At 74.0% G+C, this 21,209-nt stretch carries 19 protein-coding genes; 12 read left to right on the forward strand and 7 right to left on the reverse strand.

Features of this window, described 5'->3' with window-relative positions; all coding sequences use genetic code 11:
- Nucleotides 1-2: 2 nt before the first annotated feature.
- The 7 genes from LQ327_RS05145 to LQ327_RS05175 are packed head-to-tail and all read left to right on the forward strand — an operon-like array spanning nt 3 to nt 7,237.
- A complete protein-coding gene (locus LQ327_RS05145) occupies nt 3-1,526 on the forward strand; it encodes an acyl-CoA synthetase (protein ID WP_230730441.1) in 1,524 nt (507 codons plus the stop codon).
- Complete coding sequence (locus LQ327_RS05150; protein ID WP_230730442.1) at nt 1,523-2,695, forward strand: acyl-CoA dehydrogenase family protein; 1,173 nt, start codon at nt 1,523-1,525, stop codon at nt 2,693-2,695. Before LQ327_RS05145 ends, LQ327_RS05150 begins: the two co-directional genes overlap by 4 nt.
- Nucleotides 2,692-3,717 carry a TIGR03617 family F420-dependent LLM class oxidoreductase gene (locus tag LQ327_RS05155; protein ID WP_230730443.1) on the forward strand — a complete coding sequence of 342 codons (1,026 nt, stop codon included), beginning with the start codon at nt 2,692-2,694 and terminating at the stop codon, nt 3,715-3,717. Before LQ327_RS05150 ends, LQ327_RS05155 begins: the two co-directional genes overlap by 4 nt.
- On the forward strand, nt 3,718-4,860 hold the full coding sequence (locus LQ327_RS05160) for an acyl-CoA dehydrogenase family protein (RefSeq protein WP_230730444.1): 1,143 nt from the start codon (nt 3,718-3,720) through the stop codon (nt 4,858-4,860). It abuts the gene before it with no gap.
- A gap of 24 nt (nt 4,861-4,884) precedes the next feature.
- On the forward strand, nt 4,885-5,409 hold the full coding sequence (locus tag LQ327_RS05165) for a hypothetical protein (protein ID WP_230730445.1): 525 nt from the start codon (nt 4,885-4,887) through the stop codon (nt 5,407-5,409).
- Nucleotides 5,410-5,435: 26 nt separating this feature from the next.
- Complete coding sequence (locus LQ327_RS05170; protein WP_230730446.1) at nt 5,436-6,749, forward strand: O-acetylhomoserine aminocarboxypropyltransferase/cysteine synthase family protein; 1,314 nt, start codon at nt 5,436-5,438, stop codon at nt 6,747-6,749.
- Entirely contained in the window at nt 6,746-7,237 is a 492-nt protein-coding gene (locus LQ327_RS05175; RefSeq protein WP_230730447.1) for a CoA-binding protein, read from the forward strand. The genes LQ327_RS05170 and LQ327_RS05175 overlap by 4 nt, the downstream gene beginning before the upstream one ends.
- 42 nt (nt 7,238-7,279) lie before the next feature.
- Here LQ327_RS05175 and LQ327_RS34560 read toward each other — a convergent pair whose 3' ends face one another.
- Both LQ327_RS34560 and LQ327_RS05185 read right to left on the reverse strand, forming a co-directional pair.
- Nucleotides 7,280-8,575, reverse strand: a complete 1,296-nt coding sequence (locus LQ327_RS34560) for a 4Fe-4S dicluster domain-containing protein (RefSeq protein WP_230730448.1) — start codon at nt 8,573-8,575, stop codon at nt 7,280-7,282.
- Between the two features lie 36 nt (nt 8,576-8,611).
- Complete coding sequence (locus tag LQ327_RS05185) at nt 8,612-9,028, reverse strand: hypothetical protein (protein ID WP_230730449.1); 417 nt, start codon at nt 9,026-9,028, stop codon at nt 8,612-8,614.
- A gap of 86 nt (nt 9,029-9,114) precedes the next feature.
- On the opposite strand from LQ327_RS05185, the gene LQ327_RS05190 reads away from it, so the two are divergent.
- Together LQ327_RS05190 and hrpA are read left to right on the forward strand one after the other, a co-directional pair.
- Nucleotides 9,115-9,609, forward strand: a complete 495-nt coding sequence (locus LQ327_RS05190) for a GNAT family N-acetyltransferase (RefSeq protein ID WP_230730450.1) — start codon at nt 9,115-9,117, stop codon at nt 9,607-9,609.
- Between the two features lie 397 nt (nt 9,610-10,006).
- Nucleotides 10,007-14,068: an ATP-dependent RNA helicase HrpA gene (hrpA, locus tag LQ327_RS05195; protein WP_230730451.1), complete on the forward strand. Its 4,062-nt coding sequence runs from the start codon at nt 10,007-10,009 to the stop codon at nt 14,066-14,068.
- 51 nt (nt 14,069-14,119) lie between these two features.
- Here the strand turns inward: hrpA and LQ327_RS05200 are convergent, their stop codons facing one another.
- Nucleotides 14,120-14,431 carry a DUF3040 domain-containing protein gene (locus tag LQ327_RS05200; RefSeq protein ID WP_230730452.1) on the reverse strand — a complete coding sequence of 104 codons (312 nt, stop codon included), beginning with the start codon at nt 14,429-14,431 and terminating at the stop codon, nt 14,120-14,122.
- Between the two features lie 96 nt (nt 14,432-14,527).
- A complete protein-coding gene (locus tag LQ327_RS05205; protein WP_230730453.1) occupies nt 14,528-14,974 on the reverse strand; it encodes a YybH family protein in 447 nt (148 codons plus the stop codon).
- Between the two features lie 108 nt (nt 14,975-15,082).
- On the opposite strand from LQ327_RS05205, the gene LQ327_RS05210 reads away from it, so the two are divergent.
- Both LQ327_RS05210 and LQ327_RS05215 read left to right on the forward strand, forming a co-directional pair.
- Nucleotides 15,083-15,445 (forward strand): YciI family protein, encoded by a 363-nt coding sequence (locus LQ327_RS05210; RefSeq protein WP_230733055.1) that lies wholly within the window; start codon nt 15,083-15,085, stop codon nt 15,443-15,445.
- Nucleotides 15,442-16,674: an RNA polymerase sigma factor gene (locus LQ327_RS05215; protein ID WP_230730454.1), complete on the forward strand. Its 1,233-nt coding sequence runs from the start codon at nt 15,442-15,444 to the stop codon at nt 16,672-16,674. The genes LQ327_RS05210 and LQ327_RS05215 overlap by 4 nt, the downstream gene beginning before the upstream one ends.
- A 15-nt stretch (nt 16,675-16,689) precedes the next feature.
- Here LQ327_RS05215 and LQ327_RS05220 read toward each other — a convergent pair whose 3' ends face one another.
- Nucleotides 16,690-16,869: a PspC domain-containing protein gene (locus LQ327_RS05220; RefSeq protein ID WP_230730455.1), complete on the reverse strand. Its 180-nt coding sequence runs from the start codon at nt 16,867-16,869 to the stop codon at nt 16,690-16,692.
- Between the two features lie 227 nt (nt 16,870-17,096).
- On the opposite strand from LQ327_RS05220, the gene LQ327_RS05225 reads away from it, so the two are divergent.
- Nucleotides 17,097-18,077: an IclR family transcriptional regulator domain-containing protein gene (locus tag LQ327_RS05225; RefSeq protein ID WP_230730456.1), complete on the forward strand. Its 981-nt coding sequence runs from the start codon at nt 17,097-17,099 to the stop codon at nt 18,075-18,077.
- Here LQ327_RS05225 and LQ327_RS05230 read toward each other — a convergent pair.
- Together LQ327_RS05230 and LQ327_RS05235 are read right to left on the reverse strand one after the other, a co-directional pair.
- Nucleotides 18,058-19,866, reverse strand: a complete 1,809-nt coding sequence (locus tag LQ327_RS05230) for a sigma-54-dependent Fis family transcriptional regulator (protein WP_230730457.1) — start codon at nt 19,864-19,866, stop codon at nt 18,058-18,060. The genes LQ327_RS05225 and LQ327_RS05230 overlap by 20 nt on opposite strands.
- Nucleotides 19,867-19,994: 128 nt before the next feature.
- Nucleotides 19,995-21,206: an Nramp family divalent metal transporter gene (locus tag LQ327_RS05235; RefSeq protein WP_230730458.1), complete on the reverse strand. Its 1,212-nt coding sequence runs from the start codon at nt 21,204-21,206 to the stop codon at nt 19,995-19,997.
- Between the last annotated feature and the right edge of the window lie 3 nt (nt 21,207-21,209).

A 21,209-nucleotide genomic window follows, 5' to 3' on the forward strand; every position in this document is an offset into this window, starting at 1 on the left:
CGATGGACGAGGGCATCGGGGCATGGGTCGCCCGTCGGGCGGAGCGTTCGCCGGACGCCGTCGCGCTGGTCGACGGACCGACCGGCGCCCGCACCTCCTACGCGGAGCTCGACGAGCGCGTCGGCGCGCGGGCGGGTCGGCTCGCCTCGCTCGGCGTCGGTCACGGGGACCGGGTGGCCCTGCTCGGGGAGAACTCGACCGGGTACCTGGAGTGGCTCTTCGCGGCCGCCCGGCTCGGCGCGATCGCGGTACCGATCAACATGCGGCTCGCGGCGGCCGAGGTCGCGTACGTGCTCACCGACTCGGGCGCGGGCGTGCTGGTCCGCTCGACGGCGTTCGCCCCGCTCGCCGACGCCGGCTGCGCGCTGCTCACGACACCGCCGCAGCTCGTGGACGTCGCCGGAACCCCGGACGGGGCGGTGCGGCGCGAGCCCGAGCCGACGGCCGACCGCGGCGCCGAGCCCTGCGTGATCATGTACACGTCGGGGACCACGGGACGCCCGAAGGGCGCGGTCCTCACCCACGACAACATGCTGTGGAACGCGATCAACATGCTCTCCGCCGGCCCGGGCATCGCCTCGACCGACGTGACGATCGCCGCGGCGCCGCTGTTCCACATCGGGGCGCTGGGCCTCTCGGCGCTGCCGCTGATCTACGCGGGCGGCACCGTCGTCGTCGTGCCGTCGTTCGACCCGGCCGGCTTCCTGGATCTCATGGCTGCCGAGCGGGTGACCACCCAGTTCCTCGTGCCCGCAATGTGGGCGGCACTGACCCGGGTGCCCGACCTCGACGACCGCGCGTTCCCCGCGCTGCGCTTCGCGATCTCGGGCGGCGCCCCGTGCCCGGTGACCGTGATCGAGCGGTTCCTGGAACTGGGCTGGATCTTCACCGAGGGCTTCGGCATGACGGAGCTCTCGCCCTGTGCGCTGTTCCTCGACGCCGCCGACGTCGTCACCCACGCCGGCTCGGTCGGGCGGCCGTTCCTGCACGTGGACGCGCGCCTGGTCGACGAGGCGGGCGACGACGTGGCCGTCGGGGAGGTCGGCGAGCTGGTGCTGCGGGGCCCGACGGTGTTCGCCGGCTACTGGAACCGGCCGCAGGAGACCGCCGAAGCGATGCGTGGGGGCTGGTTCCACTCCGGCGATCTCGGCACCCGCGACGACCGCGGCTTCGTCACCCTCGTCGACCGCAAGAAGGACATGATCATCACGGGAGGGGAGAATGTGTACCCGGTCGAGGTCGAACAGGTGCTGCACCGGCACCCGGGGGTCGCCGACGTCGCCGTCGTCGGCGTCGGGGACCCGCAGTGGGGCGAGGCGGTGCTCGCCGTCGTCGTGCCCGCGGACCCGGCCGCGCCGCCCCCGTCCGACGAGGTCATCGCCTTCGCACGGGCACGGATCGCCCACTTCAAGGCGCCCCGGCGGGTGGAGGTCGTCGAGGAGCTGCCGCGCAACGCCACCGGCAAGCTGCTCAAGCGGGTGCTGCGGGAGCGGTTCGCCGGGTCGGCCGCGGCAGTCTCGCGGTGACGGCGCTCGGTTCCCCGCCGGTCAGCGCGCACGACGCCTGGGAGACCCCGGAGCGCCGCGAGCTGCGGGCGCTGGTGCGGCGCTTCACCGAGCGGGAGATCGTGCCGCACCTCGACGCATGGGAGGACGCGGGCGAGCTGCCGCGCTCGCTGCACCGGCGGTCGGGTGAGCTGGGTCTGCTCGCGCTCGGCTTCCCGGAGGACGCGGGCGGGGACGGCGGGCACCTCGACACCGCGCTCGTCGCCGAGGAGCTGATCCTCGCAGGCGGGTCGAGCGGGGTCTGCGCCGGCCTGTTCACCCACGGGATCGCGGCGCCGCACATCGCTCTGAACGGCTCGACCGAGCTGGTGGACCGGTTCGTGCGCCCCACGCTGCGCGGCGAGCTGATCGGCTCGCTCGGCATCACCGAGCCCGGCACCGGTTCCGACGTCGCCGGGATCACCACCCGCGCGGTCCGCGACGGCGAGGACTACCTGGTCACCGGCGAGAAGACGTTCATCACCTCCGGGGCCCGCGCCGACTTCGTGACCACCGCCGTCCGCACCGGTGGACCGGGCCACCGCGGGGTGTCGCTGCTCGTCGTCGAGACCGACCGCCCCGGCGTCGCACGCACGAAGTTGCGCAAGATGGGCTGGCACTGCTCGGACACCGCGACGATCCACTACGACGAGGTGCGGGTGCCGGCGACGAACCTCGTCGGCGCCGAGGGCAGCGGGTTCCGGCAGATCATGGAGCGGTTCGCCTCCGAGCGGCTCTCGCTCGCCGTGCAGGCGTACGCGACGGCGCTGCGCTGCGTCGAGCTGACCATCGCCTGGGCCCGGCAGCGCGAGACGTTCGGCGCGCCGCTGTCCTCCCGCCAGGTCGTCCGGCACCGGATCGCCCAGATGGCCCGCCGCGCGACGGTGGCCCGGACCTACGTGCGTGACGTGCTCGCCCGGTACGAGGCCGGCGCGGACGTCGTCACCGAGCTCGCGATGGCGAAGAACGCCGCGGTCGAGGCCTGCGACCAGGTGGTCGACGCGGCCGTCCAGCTGCACGGCGGCGCGGGCTACCTGCACGGCGTCGAGGTGGAGCGCCACTACCGCGACGCCCGCATCCTCGGGATCGGCGGAGGGACGAACGAGATCATGGACGAGGTCATCGCCGGGCGTCTGGGGCTCGACGGATGAAGGTCGACGCCACCCTGGTGACCGGCTCCCCCGACGACTTCGTCGACGCCGCGGTCAGCGCCGAGAAGAGCGGCTACGACGCCGTCTGGGTCGCCGAGACCCAGCACGACCCGACCGTCGGGCTCACCCTCGCGTCCACCCGCACCGAGCGGATCACGCTGGGCACCGCGATCACCGTCGCGTTCGCCCGCACCCCGATGACCACCGCGATCACCGCCAACGACCTGCACGCGGTCTCCGGCGGGCGCTACGTCCTCGGGCTCGGCACCCAGATCCGGCCGCACGTCACCAAGCGGTTCTCGATGCCGTGGTCGCGCCCGGCCGACCGGATGCGCGAGTACATCCAGGCGGTCCGCGCGATCTGGGCGACGTGGAACGACGGGGAGCCGCTGCGCTTCGTCGGCGAGTTCTACACGCACACCCTGATGACGCCGTTCTTCTCGCCGCCGCCCAACCCGTACGGCACGCCGCCGATCCACCTCGCCGGGGTCGGGCCGCGGATGACCGAGGTCGCGGGCGAGGTCGCCGACGGGTTCCTCGCCCACGCCTTCACCACCGAGCGCTACCTGCACGAGGTGACGCTGCCGGCGCTGTGGCGGGGCTTCGAGACGGCCGGGCGGGGCGGCAGCGGGTTCGAGTTCTCGGGCACCGCGCTCATCGCGACCGGCTCCACGGAGGAGGAGTTCGCCGCCTCGGTCCGCGACGTCCGTCGGCAGGTCGCGTTCTACGGCTCGACGCCCGCCTACGCGGGAGTGCTCGAGCTGCACGGGTGGGGCGAGCTCGCCACGGAGCTCAACCGGCTCTCCAAGCACGGCGACTGGGACGCGATGGGCGACCTGGTCGACGACGAGGTGCTGCACGCGATCGCCGTCGTGGCCGAGCCCGACGACGTGGGCCCGGCGCTCGCGCGCCGCTTCGGCGGCATCGCGGCGCGCATCCCCTTCTACGCGCCGACCGGCGCCGACCTGGACCGGTGGGAACCGGCCCGCCGCTACCTGCAGGACATGACGGGAGAGCACTGAATGGTGGCGTTCACCGAGGAGCACCAGGCGTTCCGCAAGGCGGTGCGCGGGTTCGTCGAACGCGAGATCGACCCGTACGTCGACGCCTGGGAGCGCGACGGCGCGATGCCCACCCACGAGCTGTTCGCGAAGATGGGCGCCCTCGGCTACCTCGGTCTGGAGTACGACCCGGCCTACGGCGGCGGCGGCGCGGACCACCTGTTCGCGGTGGTGCTGGCCGAGGAGATCGGCCGGTGCGACGCGGCCGGGGTCGGGATGGCGATCGCCGTCCAGACCGACATGGCGACGCCGTCGCTGGCCCGCTTCGGGAGCCACGAGCTCAAGGAGCGCTACCTGCGCCCGGCGATCGACGGCGAGATGGTCGCGGCGATCGCGGTGACCGAGCCCGACGCCGGGTCCGACGTCGCGGGTCTGCGGACGCGCGCGGTGCAGGACGGCGACGACTGGGTGATCGACGGCTCGAAGCTCTACATCACCAACGGGGTGCAGGCCGACTGGCTGTGCCTGCTCGCCAGGACCTCGGACGAGGGCGGCGCGCGCGGGATGAGCCAGATCATCGTCCCGACCTCGACGCCCGGGGTCAGCGTCTCCCGGAAGCTCGACAAGCTGGGCAACCGCTGTAGCGACACCGCGGAGCTCGCGTTCGACGGCGTCCGGGTGCCGGTCTCGAACACCATCGGCACCGCGGGTCGCGGATTCCAGCAGCAGATGGCGCAGTTCCAGAACGAGCGGATGGTGGCCTGCTACGGCCGGGTCGGCGCCTGCGAGCGGGCCCTGGACCGCACCCGCGACTACCTCAAGAGCCGCCGCGCGTTCGGCGGCCCGCTGATCGACAACCAGTACCTGAGCTACCAGCTCGCCGAGCTCTACGCCCGCGTCGACATGTGCCGGCACTACAACTACGCGTGCGCCGAGGCCTACGAGCGCGGCGAGGACACCTCGCGCTTCGCGACGGTCGCCAAGCTGGCGATCGGTCGGCTCTGCGAGGACGTGGCCCGGACCTGCCTGCAGTACCACGGTGGGCTCGGCTACATGGAGGAGACGTGGACCGCGCGGTTCGTCCGCGACATGCGGATCACGTCGATCGGCGGGGGCGCGGACGAGGTGATGCTGCAGGTCGTGGCCAAGATGCACGGCATGTAGCGGCGATGTCGTAGGTTCCGCCGGGTGACTGCCCCGTCCGGCCCCGGTGACTCGTCCGAGCAGCCCTCCACGGTCCGCACCGCGTTCGTGGTGTGGGTCGGGGCGCTCGGGCTGTACCTCGTCGGCCAGATCCTCGCGGTGCTCTTCCCGCCGTCGGCGGCGGACTACGCCACCTACGTCGCGAGCCTGCATCTCCCGCCGGCCCAGCAGGCGCAGGTCCTGCGGACCGTGAGCTCGCTCTCCGGCGGGGCGGCGCTCTTCGGGCTGATCGTCACCGCGCTGATCGTCATCCCGGGCGTCTGGATCGGCCTGCGCATGCGGGCCGGTGTGGGGTGGGCGCGGATCGTGACGCTGGTCGGGGCCGGGCTGGGCATCCTGAACGGGCTGGGCAGCGGGCTCCCGGCGCTGGTGAGCACCCTCCCCACGCCGGCGGGCGGGGCCGTCGCGGTGGTGCAGGTCATCACGGGGCTGCTGCTCGTCGGCTACCTGGTCCTCCTTTTCCGGCCGGCGTCGACCCGGTACTTCACGGCGGTCTCCGGTCGGTCGTGACGCCCGGCGTGCGGTAGAACGGCGGGGTGGAATCCGGCCGTCAGCAGGACCGCCCCTGGGGCTTCGCGACCCGCGCCGTGCACGCCGGCGCCGTGCCCGACGGGGCCACCGGTGCGCGTGCGGTGCCGATCTACCAGTCGACGAGCTTCGTCTTCGAGGACACGGCCGACGCCGCGAACCTCTTCGCGCTGCAGAAGTACGGCAACATCTACAGCCGGATCGCGAACCCGACGGTGGCCGCGTTCGAGGAGCGGGTCGCGAGCCTCGAGGGCGCGCTGGGTGCCGTGGCCACGGCGTCGGGCCAGGCCGCGGAGTTCCTCACCTTCGCGTGCCTCGCGGGCTCGGGCGACCACGTGGTCAGCGCCGCCAGCCTCTACGGCGGCACCGTCACCCAGCTCGACGTGACGCTGCGCCGGTTCGGCGTCGACACCACCTTCGTCGCGGGTGACGACGTCGAGGGCTTCCGGGCCGCTCTCCGGCCCGAGACCCGGTTCCTGTTCGCCGAGCTCGTCACCAACCCGTCCGGCGAGGTCACCGACGTCGCCGCGCTCGCCGAGGTCGCACACTCCGCGGGCGTCCCGCTGATCATCGACGCCACCACCGCCACCCCGTACCTGTGCCGGCCGATGGAGCACGGCGCCGACATCGTCATCCACTCGGCGACGAAGTTCCTCGGCGGCCACGGCACGACCCTCGGCGGCGTGGTCTGCGAGTCGGGCCGGTTCAACTGGGGCAACGGGAACTTCCCGCAGATGACCGAGCCGATCCCCTCCTACGGCAACCTCACGTGGTGGGGGAACTTCCAGGAGTACGGGTTCCTCACCAAGCTGCGCTCCGAACAGCTGCGCGACATCGGCGCCACGCTCTCCCCGCACTCGGCGTTCCTGCTGCTCCAGGGCGTGGAGACGCTGCCGCAGCGGATGCGCGCGCACGTCGCGAACGCCCAGCGGATCGCGGAGTGGCTCGACGCCGACGACCGCGTCGACTGGGTCCGCTACGCCGGGTTGGCGTCGCACCCGCATCACGAACGGGCGCGGCACTACCTGCCGGAGGGGCCCGGGTCGGTGTTCGCGTTCGGGGTCCGCGGCGGCCGCGAGGCGGGGCAGCGATTCATCGAGTCGGTGCAGCTGTGCAGCCACCTCGCCAACATCGGCGACGCCCGCACCCTGGTGCTGCACCCGGCGTCGACCACGCACCAGCAGCTCTCCGAGGACCAGCTGCGCGAGGGCGGGGTGCGCCCCGACCTCATCCGGATCAGCGTGGGCATCGAGGACGTCGACGACATCCTCTGGGACCTCGACCAGGCGCTGACCGCCGCAGTGAAGGAGACGACCTCGTGACCGCGACGACCTGGACCGGACCCGGCGCGTTGGAGCGCCAGGAGATCCTGCGGCGGACGAGGACCGTGGCGATGGTGGGCGCGTCGGCGAACCCGGCGCGGGCGTCGAACTTCGTCGCGACCTACCTGCTGTCGTCGACCGAGTTCGACGTCTACTTCGTCAACCCGAACGCGGACGAGATTCTCGGCAAGCCGGTCTGGCCCTCGCTGGCCGCACTGCCGGTGGTGCCCGACCTCGTCGACGTGTTCCGCCGCCCCGAGGACCTCGGCGGCGTGCTCGACGAGACGATCGCCGTCGGGGCGTCGACGTTCTGGCTGCAGTTCGGGCTCTACGACGAGGACCTGGCCCGTCGCGGCGAGGCGGCCGGGCTGACCGTCGTCATGGACCGCTGCCTCAAGGTCGAGCACGCCCGCTTCCACGGCGGCCTGCACCTGGCCGGGTTCAACACGGGCGTGATCAGCTCGCGTAGGTGCGCTCCGCGCTTGTGAGCACTCATTGACGCTCTGGCATCAATGAGTGCTCACATGCCGTCAGGCACCCAGGACCGGATAGCCCGACGGCGGGTCGGTGCGGTCCGGGTCGAACGCGTACCCCTCGGGACGGACCACCTCGTCCGGGACCTTCGGCGTCGAGCCCGGCGGATAGTGCTTGCCGTCGAGGGGCCAGTCGTAGCCCTCGAGCTCGTCGGTGTGCGTCCCGAGGATCTCGCCCGACCGCTCGTACTCCTCGAGCACGGCCGGCAGCCCGTAGGCCTGCACCGGGCAGACCTTCATGCACACCGAGCACCCGGCTGCCTGCGTGACGATCGGCAGGCACCGCTTGGTGTTGAGCTTCGCCTTGACGACGCCGCGGTGCTCGCGCCGCCGTCCCGGGATCGCCCCGACGGGACAGCGCCGGACGCACGCCTGGCAGCGGTCGCACACCCCCTCGATCCCGAAGTCGACGGGCTCGTCGAGCGGGAGCGGCGCATCGGTGTGGATGACGTTGATCCGGCACCGCGAACCGGCGTGCGGGGTGAGCAGCTGGCCGTTCAGGCCGAGCTGCCCGAGACCGGCCGCCACCGCGTAGTGGATGAACATCGACTCGCCGATGTAGGACTCGGCGCGGGCGGAGAACCCCCGGGCGTGCAGCCAGCGCGTGAGCTCGACGAGCCGGTCCTGCAGCTGCGCGTACGTCGAGAGGGCCGCCTGCTCGGAGCGCTCGGCCGGGATGCGCTGCGTCGCCTCGTAGTTCTGCTCGAGGATGCAGACGATGACGCGGTCGCCCACCTCGGGCCCGGGGAACTCGGCGAACTGGTAGCGCGGGTCGTACGACGTCACGCCCGTCGCCGAGATCCCGAGCGCAGCCGCCTCGGCCCGCAGCGACCCGGCGAGCGTGGTCGGATCCTCGGCCGTGGCCCGCCCGGCCGGCTCGCTGCGGGAGGCGATCAGCTGCGTCGTCGAACGGACCAGGCGCGGCGCGACCGACACCAGCGCCGGCCACAGGTACCCGGACACCTTCGCGACGGCATCGGCGTGCAGCGCGAAGAAGTGGTGCAGCGGGCGGTCGCGGGCGGCCTCGTCCTCCGCCGCGGACGTCCGGCCGATCCCGGGCTGGGTCCGCAGCTCCGCGGGCGGTTCCGGGACGGCCGCGGTCCACGGCCGGGCGGGCGAACGCAGCCGCGGCACCGCGGACGCCGGCACCGCGGGCACGCGCCCGAGCCACGCCAGACGGGCCGGGTGCACGAGCCGCCCCATCACCGGTTCCGCCCGGTGGAGCACCTCGTGGCTGAGCCGCATCCACGTCCGGCCGACGAGTCCCCGGGGGCGCACCGTTTCCTGGGTCACACCCGATTGTTGCCCCGAGCTAATGATTCCTAATCGTCAGCGGTTCCTCGCGGTGGGCAGGAACGCCCAGACCGCCACGACGACGGCGCCGATCGTCAGGATCATCGCCCCCGGGACGTGGATGTAGAGGGTCCGACCGCTGCCGTACCAGGCCTGGACGAAGGTCAGGACGAAGACCACCGCGGCGACGACCCCGGGCCACAGCGGCGCCCCGCGCAGCCGCCAGTAGGCCAGCGCCGCGAGGGCCGCCAGGCCGGACAGGACGTGCAGCACGATGGCCCCGCCGGCGTGGATCGGCTCGACCGCCTCGTTGCCGCCCCGGGTGACCAGTTCGCCCGCGGTGAGGAACTGCACGAGCAGGTTCAGCACGGTCAGCGCGGCGAACACGCGCAGCGTCGTCAGGAGCGGGTCGGACGTGCGCACGGCAGGCATGGCGCCGGTCGTGTGAGCCATTCGGGGTCCTCTCGGATGGTGGGGGGACGATCGGAGTACCCGCCACGGAGGCGCGGGGACCGAATTCGCACGGTTGAAGGAACAATATGTTGTCACCCGTCCTGGCGACATGTGAGATCGCTGGGGATCCGCTGTTCGTCCGGCGAGCGGTCGCCGACGACGTCCGGGCGCTGGCCGCACTCCTGGGCGCCGACCCGGTGACGGCGGCCCGCGGCGACTCCGGCGACGGCGACCTCGCCGACTACGGGCGCGGGTTCGCGGCCGTCGACGCCGACCCGCACCAGTTGCTCGTCGTGCTCACCGGCGCCGAGGCCGTCGTCGGGACCCTCCAGATCTCCTTCCTGCCCGGCCTGGCGCGACGAGGCGCCTGGCGGGGTCAGCTGGAGTCGGTGCACGTCGCGGCGTCGGCGCAGGGCCGGGGGCTCGGCTCGTGGCTGGTCGGGTGGGCGGTCGACGAGTGCCGACGGCGGGGGTGCGGGCTCGTGCAGCTGACGAGCGCCTCGGAGCGCGAGGGGGCGCATCGCTTCTACGAGCGGCTGGGGTTCGCCGCGAGCCACGTCGGCTTCAAGCGCACCCTCTAGCCGGGGGACGGCGAACGCCGGTCAATGATCAGGGAGTTGCCACACGGACGAATCACGATCCGCGGGCCGTGCAGCGACTCCCTCGCCCATCCTGCGGTGGGTTTCCCGGCGGCCGGTGCCCGCGAGGGGTGCTGGAGGCAGGCAGCAGCCGTGCTCGAGGTGCGTGACGTGCTCCTGATCAACGCGCCCGGGCCGGCCCACACCACGAGGGGCACAACAGTCATCACACCGGCGCGCCCGCGCGGCGTGATGTGCTCCTGATCAACGTCCCCCGTCCGCACGGAGCCGCCGCCCCTCGACGTCGTCGGGAATCCGCTCGCGCCGCGGGGGACAATGGAATGCCGGAGCGCACGCACGCGCTGATCCACGAGCACCGCTTCACGACCCCGGGACCGGAGTGACCACACCCACCATCGACCACCGCGAGCTGACCACCCGTGTCCGCGCCCTCGGCGGCGCCGACGCGCACCGGCTGGCCCGCCGGCTCGACGGCACCCGGAAGATCGCCGACGAGGCGAAGCGGGCCGGGACGCTGGAGCGGATCGCGGCCGACGTCGAGAAGGCCGAGCAGCGTCTCGAGCGCCGCCGGGCGTCGGTGCCCGCGGTGTCGTACCCGGAGCAGCTCCCGATCTCGGAGCGGGTCGACGACATCAAGGCGGCGCTCGAGAGCCACCAGGTCGTGGTCGTCGCGGGCGAGACCGGGTCGGGCAAGACGACGCAGCTGCCCAAGATCGCGCTGGAGCTCGGGCGCGGGGTGCTCGGGACGATCGGGCACACCCAGCCGCGGCGGATCGCGGCGCGCACGGTCTCGGAGCGGGTGGCCGAGGAGCTCGGGACGCAGGACTCCGACGTCGTCGGGTACCAGGTGCGCTTCACCAGCCACGCGAGCGAGGACACGCTCGTCAAGCTGATGACCGACGGCATCCTGCTCGCCGAGATCCAGCAGGACCGGCTGCTGCGCCGCTACGACACGCTGATCATCGACGAGGCCCACGAGCGCAGCCTCAACATCGACTTCCTGCTCGGCTACCTCGCGCAGCTGCTCCCGCGCCGGCCCGACCTCAAGGTGATCATCACCTCGGCGACGATCGATCCGGAGCGGTTCTCGAAGCACTTCGGCGACGCGCCGATCATCGAGGTCTCCGGGCGGACGTTCCCCGTCGAGGTCCGCTACCGGCCGCTGGTCGATCCCGACGATGCCGGCGGGGCGAGCGGAGCGACGGGGAACGGCAGCGCAGCCGAGGAGCGCGACCAGCTCGACGGCATCGTCGACGCCGTCGAGGAGCTGCGCCGCGAGGGCCCGGGCGGCGACGTGCTCGTGTTCCTCGCCGGCGAGCGGGAGATCCGCGACACCGCCGACGCCCTGAACGCGCTCCCGGACCGACCGACCGATCCGCTCGACGTCCTCCCGCTCTACGCACGCCTCTCGGCCGCCGAGCAGCACCGGGTGTTCGAGCCCGGGCGGAGCAACCACCGGCGCATCGTCCTCGCCACCAACGTCGCCGAGACCTCGCTGACGGTGCCGGGCATCCGTTACGTCATCGACCCCGGGCTCGCCCGCATCTCGCGCTACAGCCAGCGCACCAAGGTCCAGCGGCTCCCCATCGAGAAGATCTCCCAGGCCAGCGCCACCCAACGCGCCGGGCGCTGCGGCCGCGTCGCCGACGGCATCTGCGTCCGGCTCTACTCCGAGGACGACTTCGACGCCCGCCAGGAGTTCACCGACCCGGAGATCCAGCGCACCAACCTCGCGTCGGTGATCCTCCAGATGGCCGGCGCCAAGCTCGGGCCGATCGAGGAGTTCCCCTTCGTCGACCCGCCGGAGACGCGGGCGATCCGGGACGGCGTCCGGCTGCTCACCGAGCTCGGGGCCGTCGTCGACGGGGACGCCACGCGGCTGACCGACATCGGGCGCAACCTCGCGCGGCTGCCGGTGGACCCGCGGATCGCCCGGATGATCCTGGCCGCGGACCAGCTCGGCTGCCTGCACGAGGTCACCGTGATCGCCGCCGGGCTCTCCGCCCAGGACCCCCGCGAGCGGCCGACCGAGAAGATCGCCGAGGCGGACGCGGCGCACGCGCGCTTCACCGACGCGCGCTCGGACTTCCTGTCGTGGCTGCACCTGTGGGAGCACGTCCGGACCAGCCGCCGCGAGCTCTCCGGCAACCGGTTCCGCAAGCAGTGCGCCGCCGAGTACCTGAACTTCCTGCGCATCCGCGAGTGGCAGGACCTCGCCGCGCAGCTGCGCCAGCTCGGCGACGAGCTCGGGCTGACCCGCAACGAGCCGGGACAGGAGATCACCAAGGACCTGGCCGACCGGGTGCACCAGGCGCTGCTCACCGGCCTGCTCTCGCAGCTCGGGCTGGCGCACGAGCCGCCGAAACCGAAACAGGGCCAGCCGAAGCCCAAGCGGAAGCCGATCACCGAGTACGAGGGCTCCCGCGGCGCCCGGTTCGCCGTCTGGCCCGGCTCGACGCTCGCCAAACGGCCCCCGACCTTCGTCATGGCCGCGGAACTCGTCGAGACCTCCCGGCTGTGGGCCCGCACCGTCGCCGGCATCGATCCCGCCTGGGCCGAACAGGCGGCAGGGGACCTCGTCACGCGCACCTACTCCGAGCCGCGCTGGTCGAAGCGACGGGGCAGCGCGGTCGCCACGGAGCGGGTGACGCTGTTCGGGGTGCCGCTGGCGATGGACCGCTCGGTCGACTTCGGACGCATCGACCCGGAGCTCTCACGCGAGCTGTTCCTGCGGCACGCGCTGGTCGAGGGCGACTGGAACGGCAGGCACGCGTTCGTGCGCCGCAACGCCGCCGAGCTGGAGCGGGTCGCGGAGATGGAGCGCCGCGCCCGCCGCGAGCTGCTGGTCGACGAGGACACGATCTTCCGGTTCTACGACGAGCGGGTCCCGGCGTCGGTGGTCTCGGCCCGGCACTTCGACCGCTGGTGGCAGAAGGCGTCCCGCCGGGATCCGCACCTGCTCGACCTCGACCCGCGCGCGCTGCTCGCCCACGAGGCTCCCGACGCCGAGGCGTACCCCGACGAGTGGCGCGCGGGCGGCCTGACGCTGCCGCTGTCCTACGCCTTCGAACCGGGCGCGGAGCACGACGGCGTCACGGTGACCGTCCCGCTCGCGGTGCTCGGGCAGGTCCGCGCCGAGGACCTGGCGTGGCAGGTCCCGGGGCTGCGCGAGGAGATGCTGACCTCGCTGGTCCGCTCGCTGCCCAAGCCGCTGCGCCGGTCGCTCGTCCCCGCCCCGGACACCGCCCGGGCGCTGCTCGCCCGGCTGGCGGCCGACCGGCGACCCGCCGACGGCGAACCGCTGCTGGGCGCCGTCTCCGACGCGGTCAAGCGCCTCTCCGGCGTCGACGTGCCGGTCGACGCGTGGAACGTCGCCGGGCTCCCGTCGCACCTGCGACTCACGTTCCAGGTGATCGACGACGACGGGTCGGCGGTCGCCGACGGCACGGACCTGAACGCGCTGCGGCGCACGTACGCGCAGGAGACGAAGGCCGCCGTCGCGAAGGTGGCCGACGGACTGGAGCGGCGCGGGCTCACGTCGTTCGCCGAGGTCGGCGAGCTGCCGCGGACGCGGGAACAGGAACGCTCCGGCGGCACCGTCACCGCGCACCTCGCACTGGTGGACGAGGGGACCCGCACCGACCCGGCGGGCAGCGTCGGGGTCGGCGTCTTCGACTCGGCCCTCGAGGCCCGCGACGCGATGCGCGCCGGCACCCGGCGGCTGCTGCTGCGCGCGGTGAGCTCCCCGGCGAAGGCCCTGGTGCGCTCGCTCGACAACCGGGCGGTGCTGCGGCTGCGCGGGTCGATGGCCGAGTCGGGGTACCGCGACGTCGCCGACCTCGCGGACGACTGCGTGGTCGCCGCGATCGACGGCCTGGTCTCCGCCCGCGGCGGACCGGCGTGGAATCCGCCGGCGTTCGAGACGCTGCGCGCCGACGTCACGGCCCGCCTGGCCGGCGGCGCGGCGGAGGTCCTCACCCGCGCCGAGGCGGTGCTGGCCGAGGCGAACACCGTCCGGCTGGCCCTCGACGAGCTCGCCGCGCGCCCCGGCAGCGGCATGCTCGACGCGGCCCTCGACGACGTCCGGGCGCAGCTGTCCGCGCTGGTCGGCGGCCGGTTCGCCTCCCGGCACGGGGTGACCCGCCTGCCCGACGTCGTGCGCTGGCTGCGCGCGGCGGCGAAGCGGCTGGAGAAGCTGCCCACCGCCCCGCGACGCGACGCCGAGCTGACCGACGAGGTGCACGCCGTCGCGGCCGACTACCGGGCACGTCGGGAGAAGGCGGAGCAGGAGCCGCGCACGTTCGACCGCGACGCCTGGGACGCCGTCGCCGCGATGATCCAGGAACTGCGGGTCAGCCGGTTCGCCCAGGAGGTCGGCACCGCCGGGTCGATCTCACCGCAGCGGATCGCGAAGGCCCTGGGTGCGCTGACGCGCCCGTGAGCAGTAATTGACGCTATAGCATCAATTACTGCTCACAAGGCCGAAGGCCACCTAGGGGTAGACCCGACCCTGGCGCAGCGCCCACACCACCAGCGTCGTCGGGATGACGACGAGCAGCGCCACCGCGGCGATCGCGAGCACCCACGCCGAGGAGAGCACCAGCGGCCCGACGGCGACCGGCACGACGACGGCGAGCACCAGCAGCAGCGTCCGCCAGCGGTGCCCGGGCCGCCGCACGTCACCCGTCGCCAGGGAGTCGGCGAACCCGGCGTCCCACCGATGCTCGTGGGCCGAGATCGCGGCGAGCACGGCCTGCTCGTGGCCGGTCAGCGGGGAAGGGTCGGGCGGGGTGGCGGGATTCATGGCGGTGCTCCGGAACGACGTCGTTGTCCTCCGCCGACCAGGATGCCCCGCGCACGCCTCCCGCCCCACCCCCGAACCCGGGTGAATCGATGCGATCTAGGGCTCCAGGCCCGTCGCGGCGAGGAACGAGCCGTCCATGTGGAACGGCACCGACTCGTGCTGGTGGACGATCAGCCAGCGCCCGTCGATGCGCCGCAGCCCGTACGTCGACCGGAACCACAGCGTGAACTCGCCGCCCTTCGTCCCCGTCATCGAGCTCAGCGTGTGCACGAACGCGACGTCGCCGTCGACGTGCACCGTGGGGTCCCGGTGCGCGAGCCGCGGCGGGGCGTCGAACGAGGCGATCCAGCCGGCGAGGGCGGCGACGTCTCCCTCGCGCGAGCCGGTGCCGTCGACGAGCGGCGGCGCGAGGCTGAAGACCACGGTGCCCTCGGCACACGTGTCCAGGGCCCGCGCGGCGTCGCCGGCGCCGATCGCGGCGTGCATCTCGTCGAGGGTGGCCAGGATCGCGTCGGTGTCGGTCCGGGTCTCGGTGCTGGTCATCGCTGAACCTCCGTGAGTGGTGTCGGCCGGGTGTCGAAGCCGCGCCCCGGGTCTCGACACCCCGGCGAAGATTTCCTCGCGGACACCAGGAGGCCGGAAGTGAAGTTCATGATCCTGTTGCACTCGAACCCGCGGTTCGCCGAGCGCTGGGAGGCGCTGCCCCCGGAGCAGCGGTCGCGGTTCGGGGTCGACCACCTCGCGCTGACCCGCGAGCTCGCCGAGTCCGGGGAACTGGTCGCGTCCGAGGGGCTCGCCGACCCGTCCCTGGCGCGCTGGGTGTCCACCGCCGACGGCAGCCCGGTGGTGGCCGACGGCCCGTTCGCGGAGACCAAGGAGCACCTGGCCGGCTTCTACCTCGTCGACGTGGAGTCGGCCGGACGGGCGGAGGAGATCGGGGCGCGCGTGCCGGACGCGGTGTGGGGGCTCGTGGAGGTGCGGCCGATCCTCGACATGAGCGGCTGGGACGTGTGACCGGGACCGTCGACGTCCTGCGCGAGGTCGCCCCGTCGGTCCTCGGGGTGCTGGTCCGCCGCCACCAGGACTTCGACGCCTGCGAGGACGCCCTCCAGGAGGCACTCCTCGCGGCGTCCACGACCTGGGCCGCCGACGGGATCCCGGCCAACCCGACGGGCTGGCTGGTGACCGCGGCGTCGCGGCGCCTGGTCGAGGCCTGGCGGCGGGACTCCGCGCGGCGGCGGCGCGAGGAGAACGACGCCCGACGGGACCTGCCCGACGCCGAGCCGGTGCCGGCCGTCGACGACACCCTCGCGCTGCTCCTGCTGTGCTGCCACCCGGACCTGCGCCCGCCGAGCCAGGTCGCCCTGACCCTGCGGGCCGTCGGGGGCCTGACGACCGCCGAGATCGCGCACGGCCTCCTGCTGCCCGAGCCGACGGTCGCGCAGCGCATCAGCCGCGCCAAGGCGCGCCTGGCCGACGGACTCACCCGGCCCCGGGAGGTGTTCGCCCCGCCCACCGAGGAGCAGCGCCGGGAACGGGTGCCCGCCGTGCTCGCGGTGCTGTCGCTGGTGTTCACCGAGGGCCACACCGCGACCGCGGGCGACCGGCTCCACCGCACCGACCTGACCGCCGAGGCGATCCGGCTCACCCGGGCACTGCTCGCCGCGCTCCCGCCGGAGGCGGGCGAGGCCGGGGAGGTCGCGGGCCTGCTGGCCCTGATGCTGCTCACCGACGCGCGGCATCGGGCCCGGACCTCCGACGACGGCGCGCTGGTGCCGCTCGCGGAGCAGGACCGGACGCGGTGGGACGCCGCGATGATCGCCGAGGGGACGGCGCTCGTGACCGCCGTGCTGCGCGACGGCGTGCCGGGCCCGTACGCGGTGCAGGCCGCGATCGCCGCGCTGCACGACGAGGCGGCCGACGCCGCGGACACCGACTGGGCCCAGATCCTGGCGCTCTACGACACGCTCGTCGGGCTGTGGCCGGACGCCATGTCGCGGCTCGGGCGCCTGGTCGCGCTCGGCGAGGTGCACGGGCCGGACGCCGCCCTCGCCGAGCTCGGCACCCTCGCCGACGACCCGGCCCTGCGCGGCCACCACCGGGTGGCCGCGGTCCGGGCGCACCTCGAGCAGACCGCCGGACGCCCCGGGCCGGCCGTCGTGGCCTACCGCGAGGCCGCCCGGCTCACCCGCTCCGCGCCCGAGCGGGCCTACCTGCTCGACCGGGCCTCCCGGCTGACGTGAGCCCCCAGCGGCACGTCACCGACGCGGCATGATCACCCAGAGCGCCAGGTAGATGATGAACTGCGGGCCCGGGAGCAGGCAGGACAGCACGAAGATCAGGCGCACCACGTTGGCGGGCACGCCGAAGTACTCCCCCAGTCCGGCGCACACCCCTCCGAACCAGGCGTCCTCGCGGTTGCGGGTCAGCACGGCCATGACAGGTCCTCCGGTGCGTCGTGACGCGGCGGGCACCGCGTCGGGATCGGTCGTCCCCCACACTCGTCCAACGTCCGGGCCCCGGCCTCCGTGCCCGACCCCGGTTCCTCTCGGGGTCGTCCCCGAGGGGTGGGAGGGGTGTGAGGCGCCCGACCGTCCGTTTCAGGGCGTCCATGTGTCCCACATCGAGACAGGCACGGGGGCGTCGACCCTCCTATGTTCGTGGTGTGAGCGAGGACACGTCGGGCGCGCGGTCACTGAAGACGGCGGCGATGGTGCTCAGAGCGCTGCGGCTGCTCGGGGACCATCCCGAAGGTCTGTCGCCCGCCGACATCGGCGCCCAGCTGGGCAAGAGCTCGGCGACCGCCCGCTACATGGTCAACACCCTCGTGGAGGCGGGTTTCGCCCGTCGCGACACCTCCGGGCGGTGCCGGCTGGGGGCGGCGCCGCCCTGGGGGGCCTGGGTGCCCGCCGAAGGTGCCGACGATCCCGAGCCGACGGCCGCGCCCGACCTGGGCCCCGAGGACCCCGCGCCCGGCGCGATCCTCGCGGAGGCGGTCACCGAGCTGTACCGCCGCACCCGGCAGCGGGCCTACCTGGTCCGGCGCACCGGCTCCGTCGTCGCCAGCATCACCGACGTCCGCGGCCACCAAGGTCTCGCCCGCCTGCCCGGACTGGACACCCACATCCCGCCGGAGCGGGCGCACGCGCTGGGCCTGACGAAGGTGCTGCTCGCCGCGTCGCCGGTGTACCGCGAGGCGGTGTGCAGCGAGCAGCTGGAAGCGGTCACCCCGCAGACCGTGACCTGCCCGGTCCGGTTCGCCCACGAGCTCGACGACGTCGCGGCGCGCGGCTGGGCCCTCGACGACGGCGAGTTCGCGCTCGGCTTCGCGACCGTCGCCGCGCCGGTCATCGCGCCGTCGGGGACCTCGACGGTCGCCCTGGGCCTGTCCTGCTCGACGCGCCGGCTCGCCGCGCAGCGCGACGAGCTGGTGGCCGCCGTCGTCGAGGTCGCCGCGCAGGCGCGCCGTCAGTGGGGCACCGGCGGGTGCGACGACGGGTGCGGGCTCGGCAGCGCCGACGACGCCGACCACGAGGACGACGTCGAGGTCGCCGAGCACCGTCCCGCGGTCGAGGAGCGGATGCTCGCGCGCACCGGCACGCTCCGACGGCGTCCGGGACGGACGGTCACCGTCCGACGTCGGTGAGGCCGAACGCCCGCAGGCGCCGGTAGAGGGTCGCGCGGCCCATCCCGAGCGCGGACGCCGCCTTCACCCGGTTCCCCCGCGCCTCGATCAGCGCGCCGACGATGAGGTCGCGCTCGGCGGTCTCCAGCGGCGTCAGGCGACGGCGGGTGCCGTGCACCGCGACCTCGGCGGGCAGGTCGCCGGCCTCGATGTCGCCGGCGGGCCGGGCGACCAGGGCCCGACGCAGCACGTCCTCGACCTGGGCGACGTTCCCGGGCCACCGGGCGCCGCCGAGCAGGGCCATCGCCTCGGAGCTACATCGCACCCTCCGCCCCGGCGCCAGCCGCGCGAGCAGGGCCTCGACCAGCGGGGCGACGTCCTCGGGACGGCGACGCAGCGGCTCGATCGACAGCGACCCGTCGAACCGGCCGAGGACGTCGTGCACACGGCGTCCCTCCCCGACCTCCTCGCCGGTGACCAGCGCGGCCACCCACACCTCGGCGGCCGCGGTGTCGATGACCTGGGCGAGGGCTGCGGCACCCTGCTCGTCGAGCGCCTCGACCCGGCGCACCACGACCGTGGCCGGGTCGGTCCCCAGCTCGACCGGCAGGGTCGCGAGCTCCTCGGCCGCGGTCGGCGCCTCGCCGTCGACGACGACGAGGCGGGCGGCGGGGCGGACCTCCCGGTGCGCGGCCCGGACCGCGGCCGCCTTGCCGACGCCGGTCTCGCCGAGGACGACCGTGCTGTTCACCCCGGCCGCGGCGGCCCGCAGCGCGGCCGAGGTCGAGCGCCAGGAACGGGACGTCCCGGCCAGCCCGACGAGGGGCCGGGCGGGCGGAGCGGGATGGGCCGCGGGACCGCGCGGCGGCACGACGCCCGCCCCGCCGGTGCCGCCGGCGAGACGCAGCGTGCTGGTGCTGCGCAGGACCTCGACGACGACGCCCGACGGCCGGTGCGCGGGGGACGGCGTGAACAGCAGGCGGACCGGGCCCTCGGCCAGCAGCACCCGCTCCTCGCCGGGACCGCCACGGCGGTGATCGGCGGCGTGGCGGGCGACCAGGTCGCGGTCCTGGGCGTCGAGGGTCTCGTGGGCGGAGCGGTTGGCGATGACGAAGTCCTCGGCGAGCGCGAGGACCGGCCCACGGGCCCGGACGCAGGCGGTGCGGAAGGCGGCCATCACGGCGCGGGCCCCGGCGCTGCCCCGCTCGCGCAGCACCTCCTCGATGTCCTTCGCGGTCTGCCGGGCGAGGAAGCGCATGAGGTCGTTGGCCTCGGCGGCCAGGCAGGTCACGTCGAGGATGCCGGCGAGCGAGCCGCCGGGCCGGTACACCGGGGCGCCCGCGCAGGCGAAGGCGCGCAGCCGGTCGGTGAAGTGCTCGGCGCCGATCACCATCGCGTGGGCGGAGCCCTCGAGCGCGGTGCCGACCCCGTTGGTGCCTGCGAACTCCTCGGCGTAGCTGAAGCCCGGAGCGAGCGAGATCGCGTCGAGCCGGCGCCGCAGCTCGCCCTCCCCGACCCGCCGGTCGAGCACGTTGCCCTCGGCGTCGGAGAGCACGACGGCGACCGCCATGCCCGAGAGCCGCTCGGTGAGGTCGTCGAGGACCGGGCTGGCGCAGTGCACCAGGCTGCCCTCGAAGTCGAGGTCCGGGTCGTAGGGCAGCGCCAGGTGATCGGCGTCCACCCCGGCGCGCCGCGAGCGTTCCCAGGACTGCACGATCTCCGGGCGGACCACTCCCCGCTCGTCGACCGTGCCGTCACCCAGGAACCGTTCGCGGGCACGGTCGAGGCCGGGATCGGTCCGTGCGTCCATGGGCCACCTCGCCTGCTGCGCCCCGCTCGACCTCGAAGGATGCGCAACCGGGGATGGTAGGCGTGATCGGCGCCACGACGCGAGTCCCTGACGTCTCGATCCGAGACACCCGCTGTTCAGCTCCGGTCTCAGCCCGTGATCGTGTCCACCAGGAGCACGACGTTGAGGCACACCACGACCGCGCTGATGGTCCCCAGCACGGCGGTCATCCCGCGGCCGATCGCCTCCGACCCGAGCACCCGTTCGTCCCGGGCCACCTTGAGCAGCGCGAACAGCGCGAAGGGGATGCCGAACGAGAGCACCACCTGGCTGCCGACCAGCGCCGTCGTCGGGCTGGTCCCGATCGCCAGCAGGACGAGCGCGGGCAGCATCGTCACCGTGCGGCGGACCGTCGGTGAGAGCCGGACGTCGACGAAGCCCTCCATCACGACCTGGCCGGAGTAGGTCCCGACGGCGGCCGACGAGAGCCCGCTGGCCAGCAGGGTCGCCGCGAACGCCAGGGCGACGGCACCGCCGGCGAGCTGCCCCAGCCCGGCGTGGGCCGCCTCGAGGCCGTCCACGCCCTCGCCGGCGGGCGAGCTGCCGAACACCCGCGCGGCGACCAGCAGCATCGCCAGGTTGACCAGGCCGGCGATGGTCAGGGCGCCGATGACCTCGGTGCGCTGGAACGCCAGCAGCCGCTTGCGGCCGGGGCGGCCGACCCCGCGGGAGCGCCCGGCCGTCAGCGCGGAGTGGGCGTAGATCGCGTGCGGCATCACGGTGGCCCCGACGATGCCGACGGCGAGGACGAGCTCGGCGGAGCTGTCCAGCCCCGGGACGAGTCCCGCCGCGACGCCCCCGGGGTCGATCCCCACCGAGGCGAGCTGGAACCCGACGCCCGCCACCACGAACGCCAGGAAGGCGACGATCCCGACCTCGAAGGGCCGGTGGCCGCGCCGTTGCAGCGCGAGCACCCCGAACGCGATCACCGCGGTGATCAGCCCGGAGGGCAGCAGCCCCAGCCCGAACAGCAGTTGCAGCCCGACCGCGGCGCCCAGGAACTCGGCGACGTCGGTGGCCATCGCGACCACCTCGGCCTGCAGCCACATGAGGACCCGGGTCGGCTTGGACATCACCTGCCGGCAGGTGCGCGGCAGGCTCCGTCCGGTGACGATGCCGACCTTGGCCGCGACGTACTGGACCGGCATCGCCATCAGCCCGGCCGCGACCACCACCCAGGCGAGCGCGTAGCCCGAGGTGGCCCCGGCGACGCTGTTGGTGGCGACGTTGCCGGGGTCGACGTAGGCGACGGACGCCACGAAGGCCGGGCCGGCGAGCACCACCGGGGGGCGTCGGAACACGGG

Origin of the sequence: Actinomycetospora endophytica (genome assembly GCF_021026375.1) — a bacterium.
GTDB lineage: Bacteria > Actinomycetota > Actinomycetes > Mycobacteriales > Pseudonocardiaceae > Actinomycetospora > Actinomycetospora endophytica.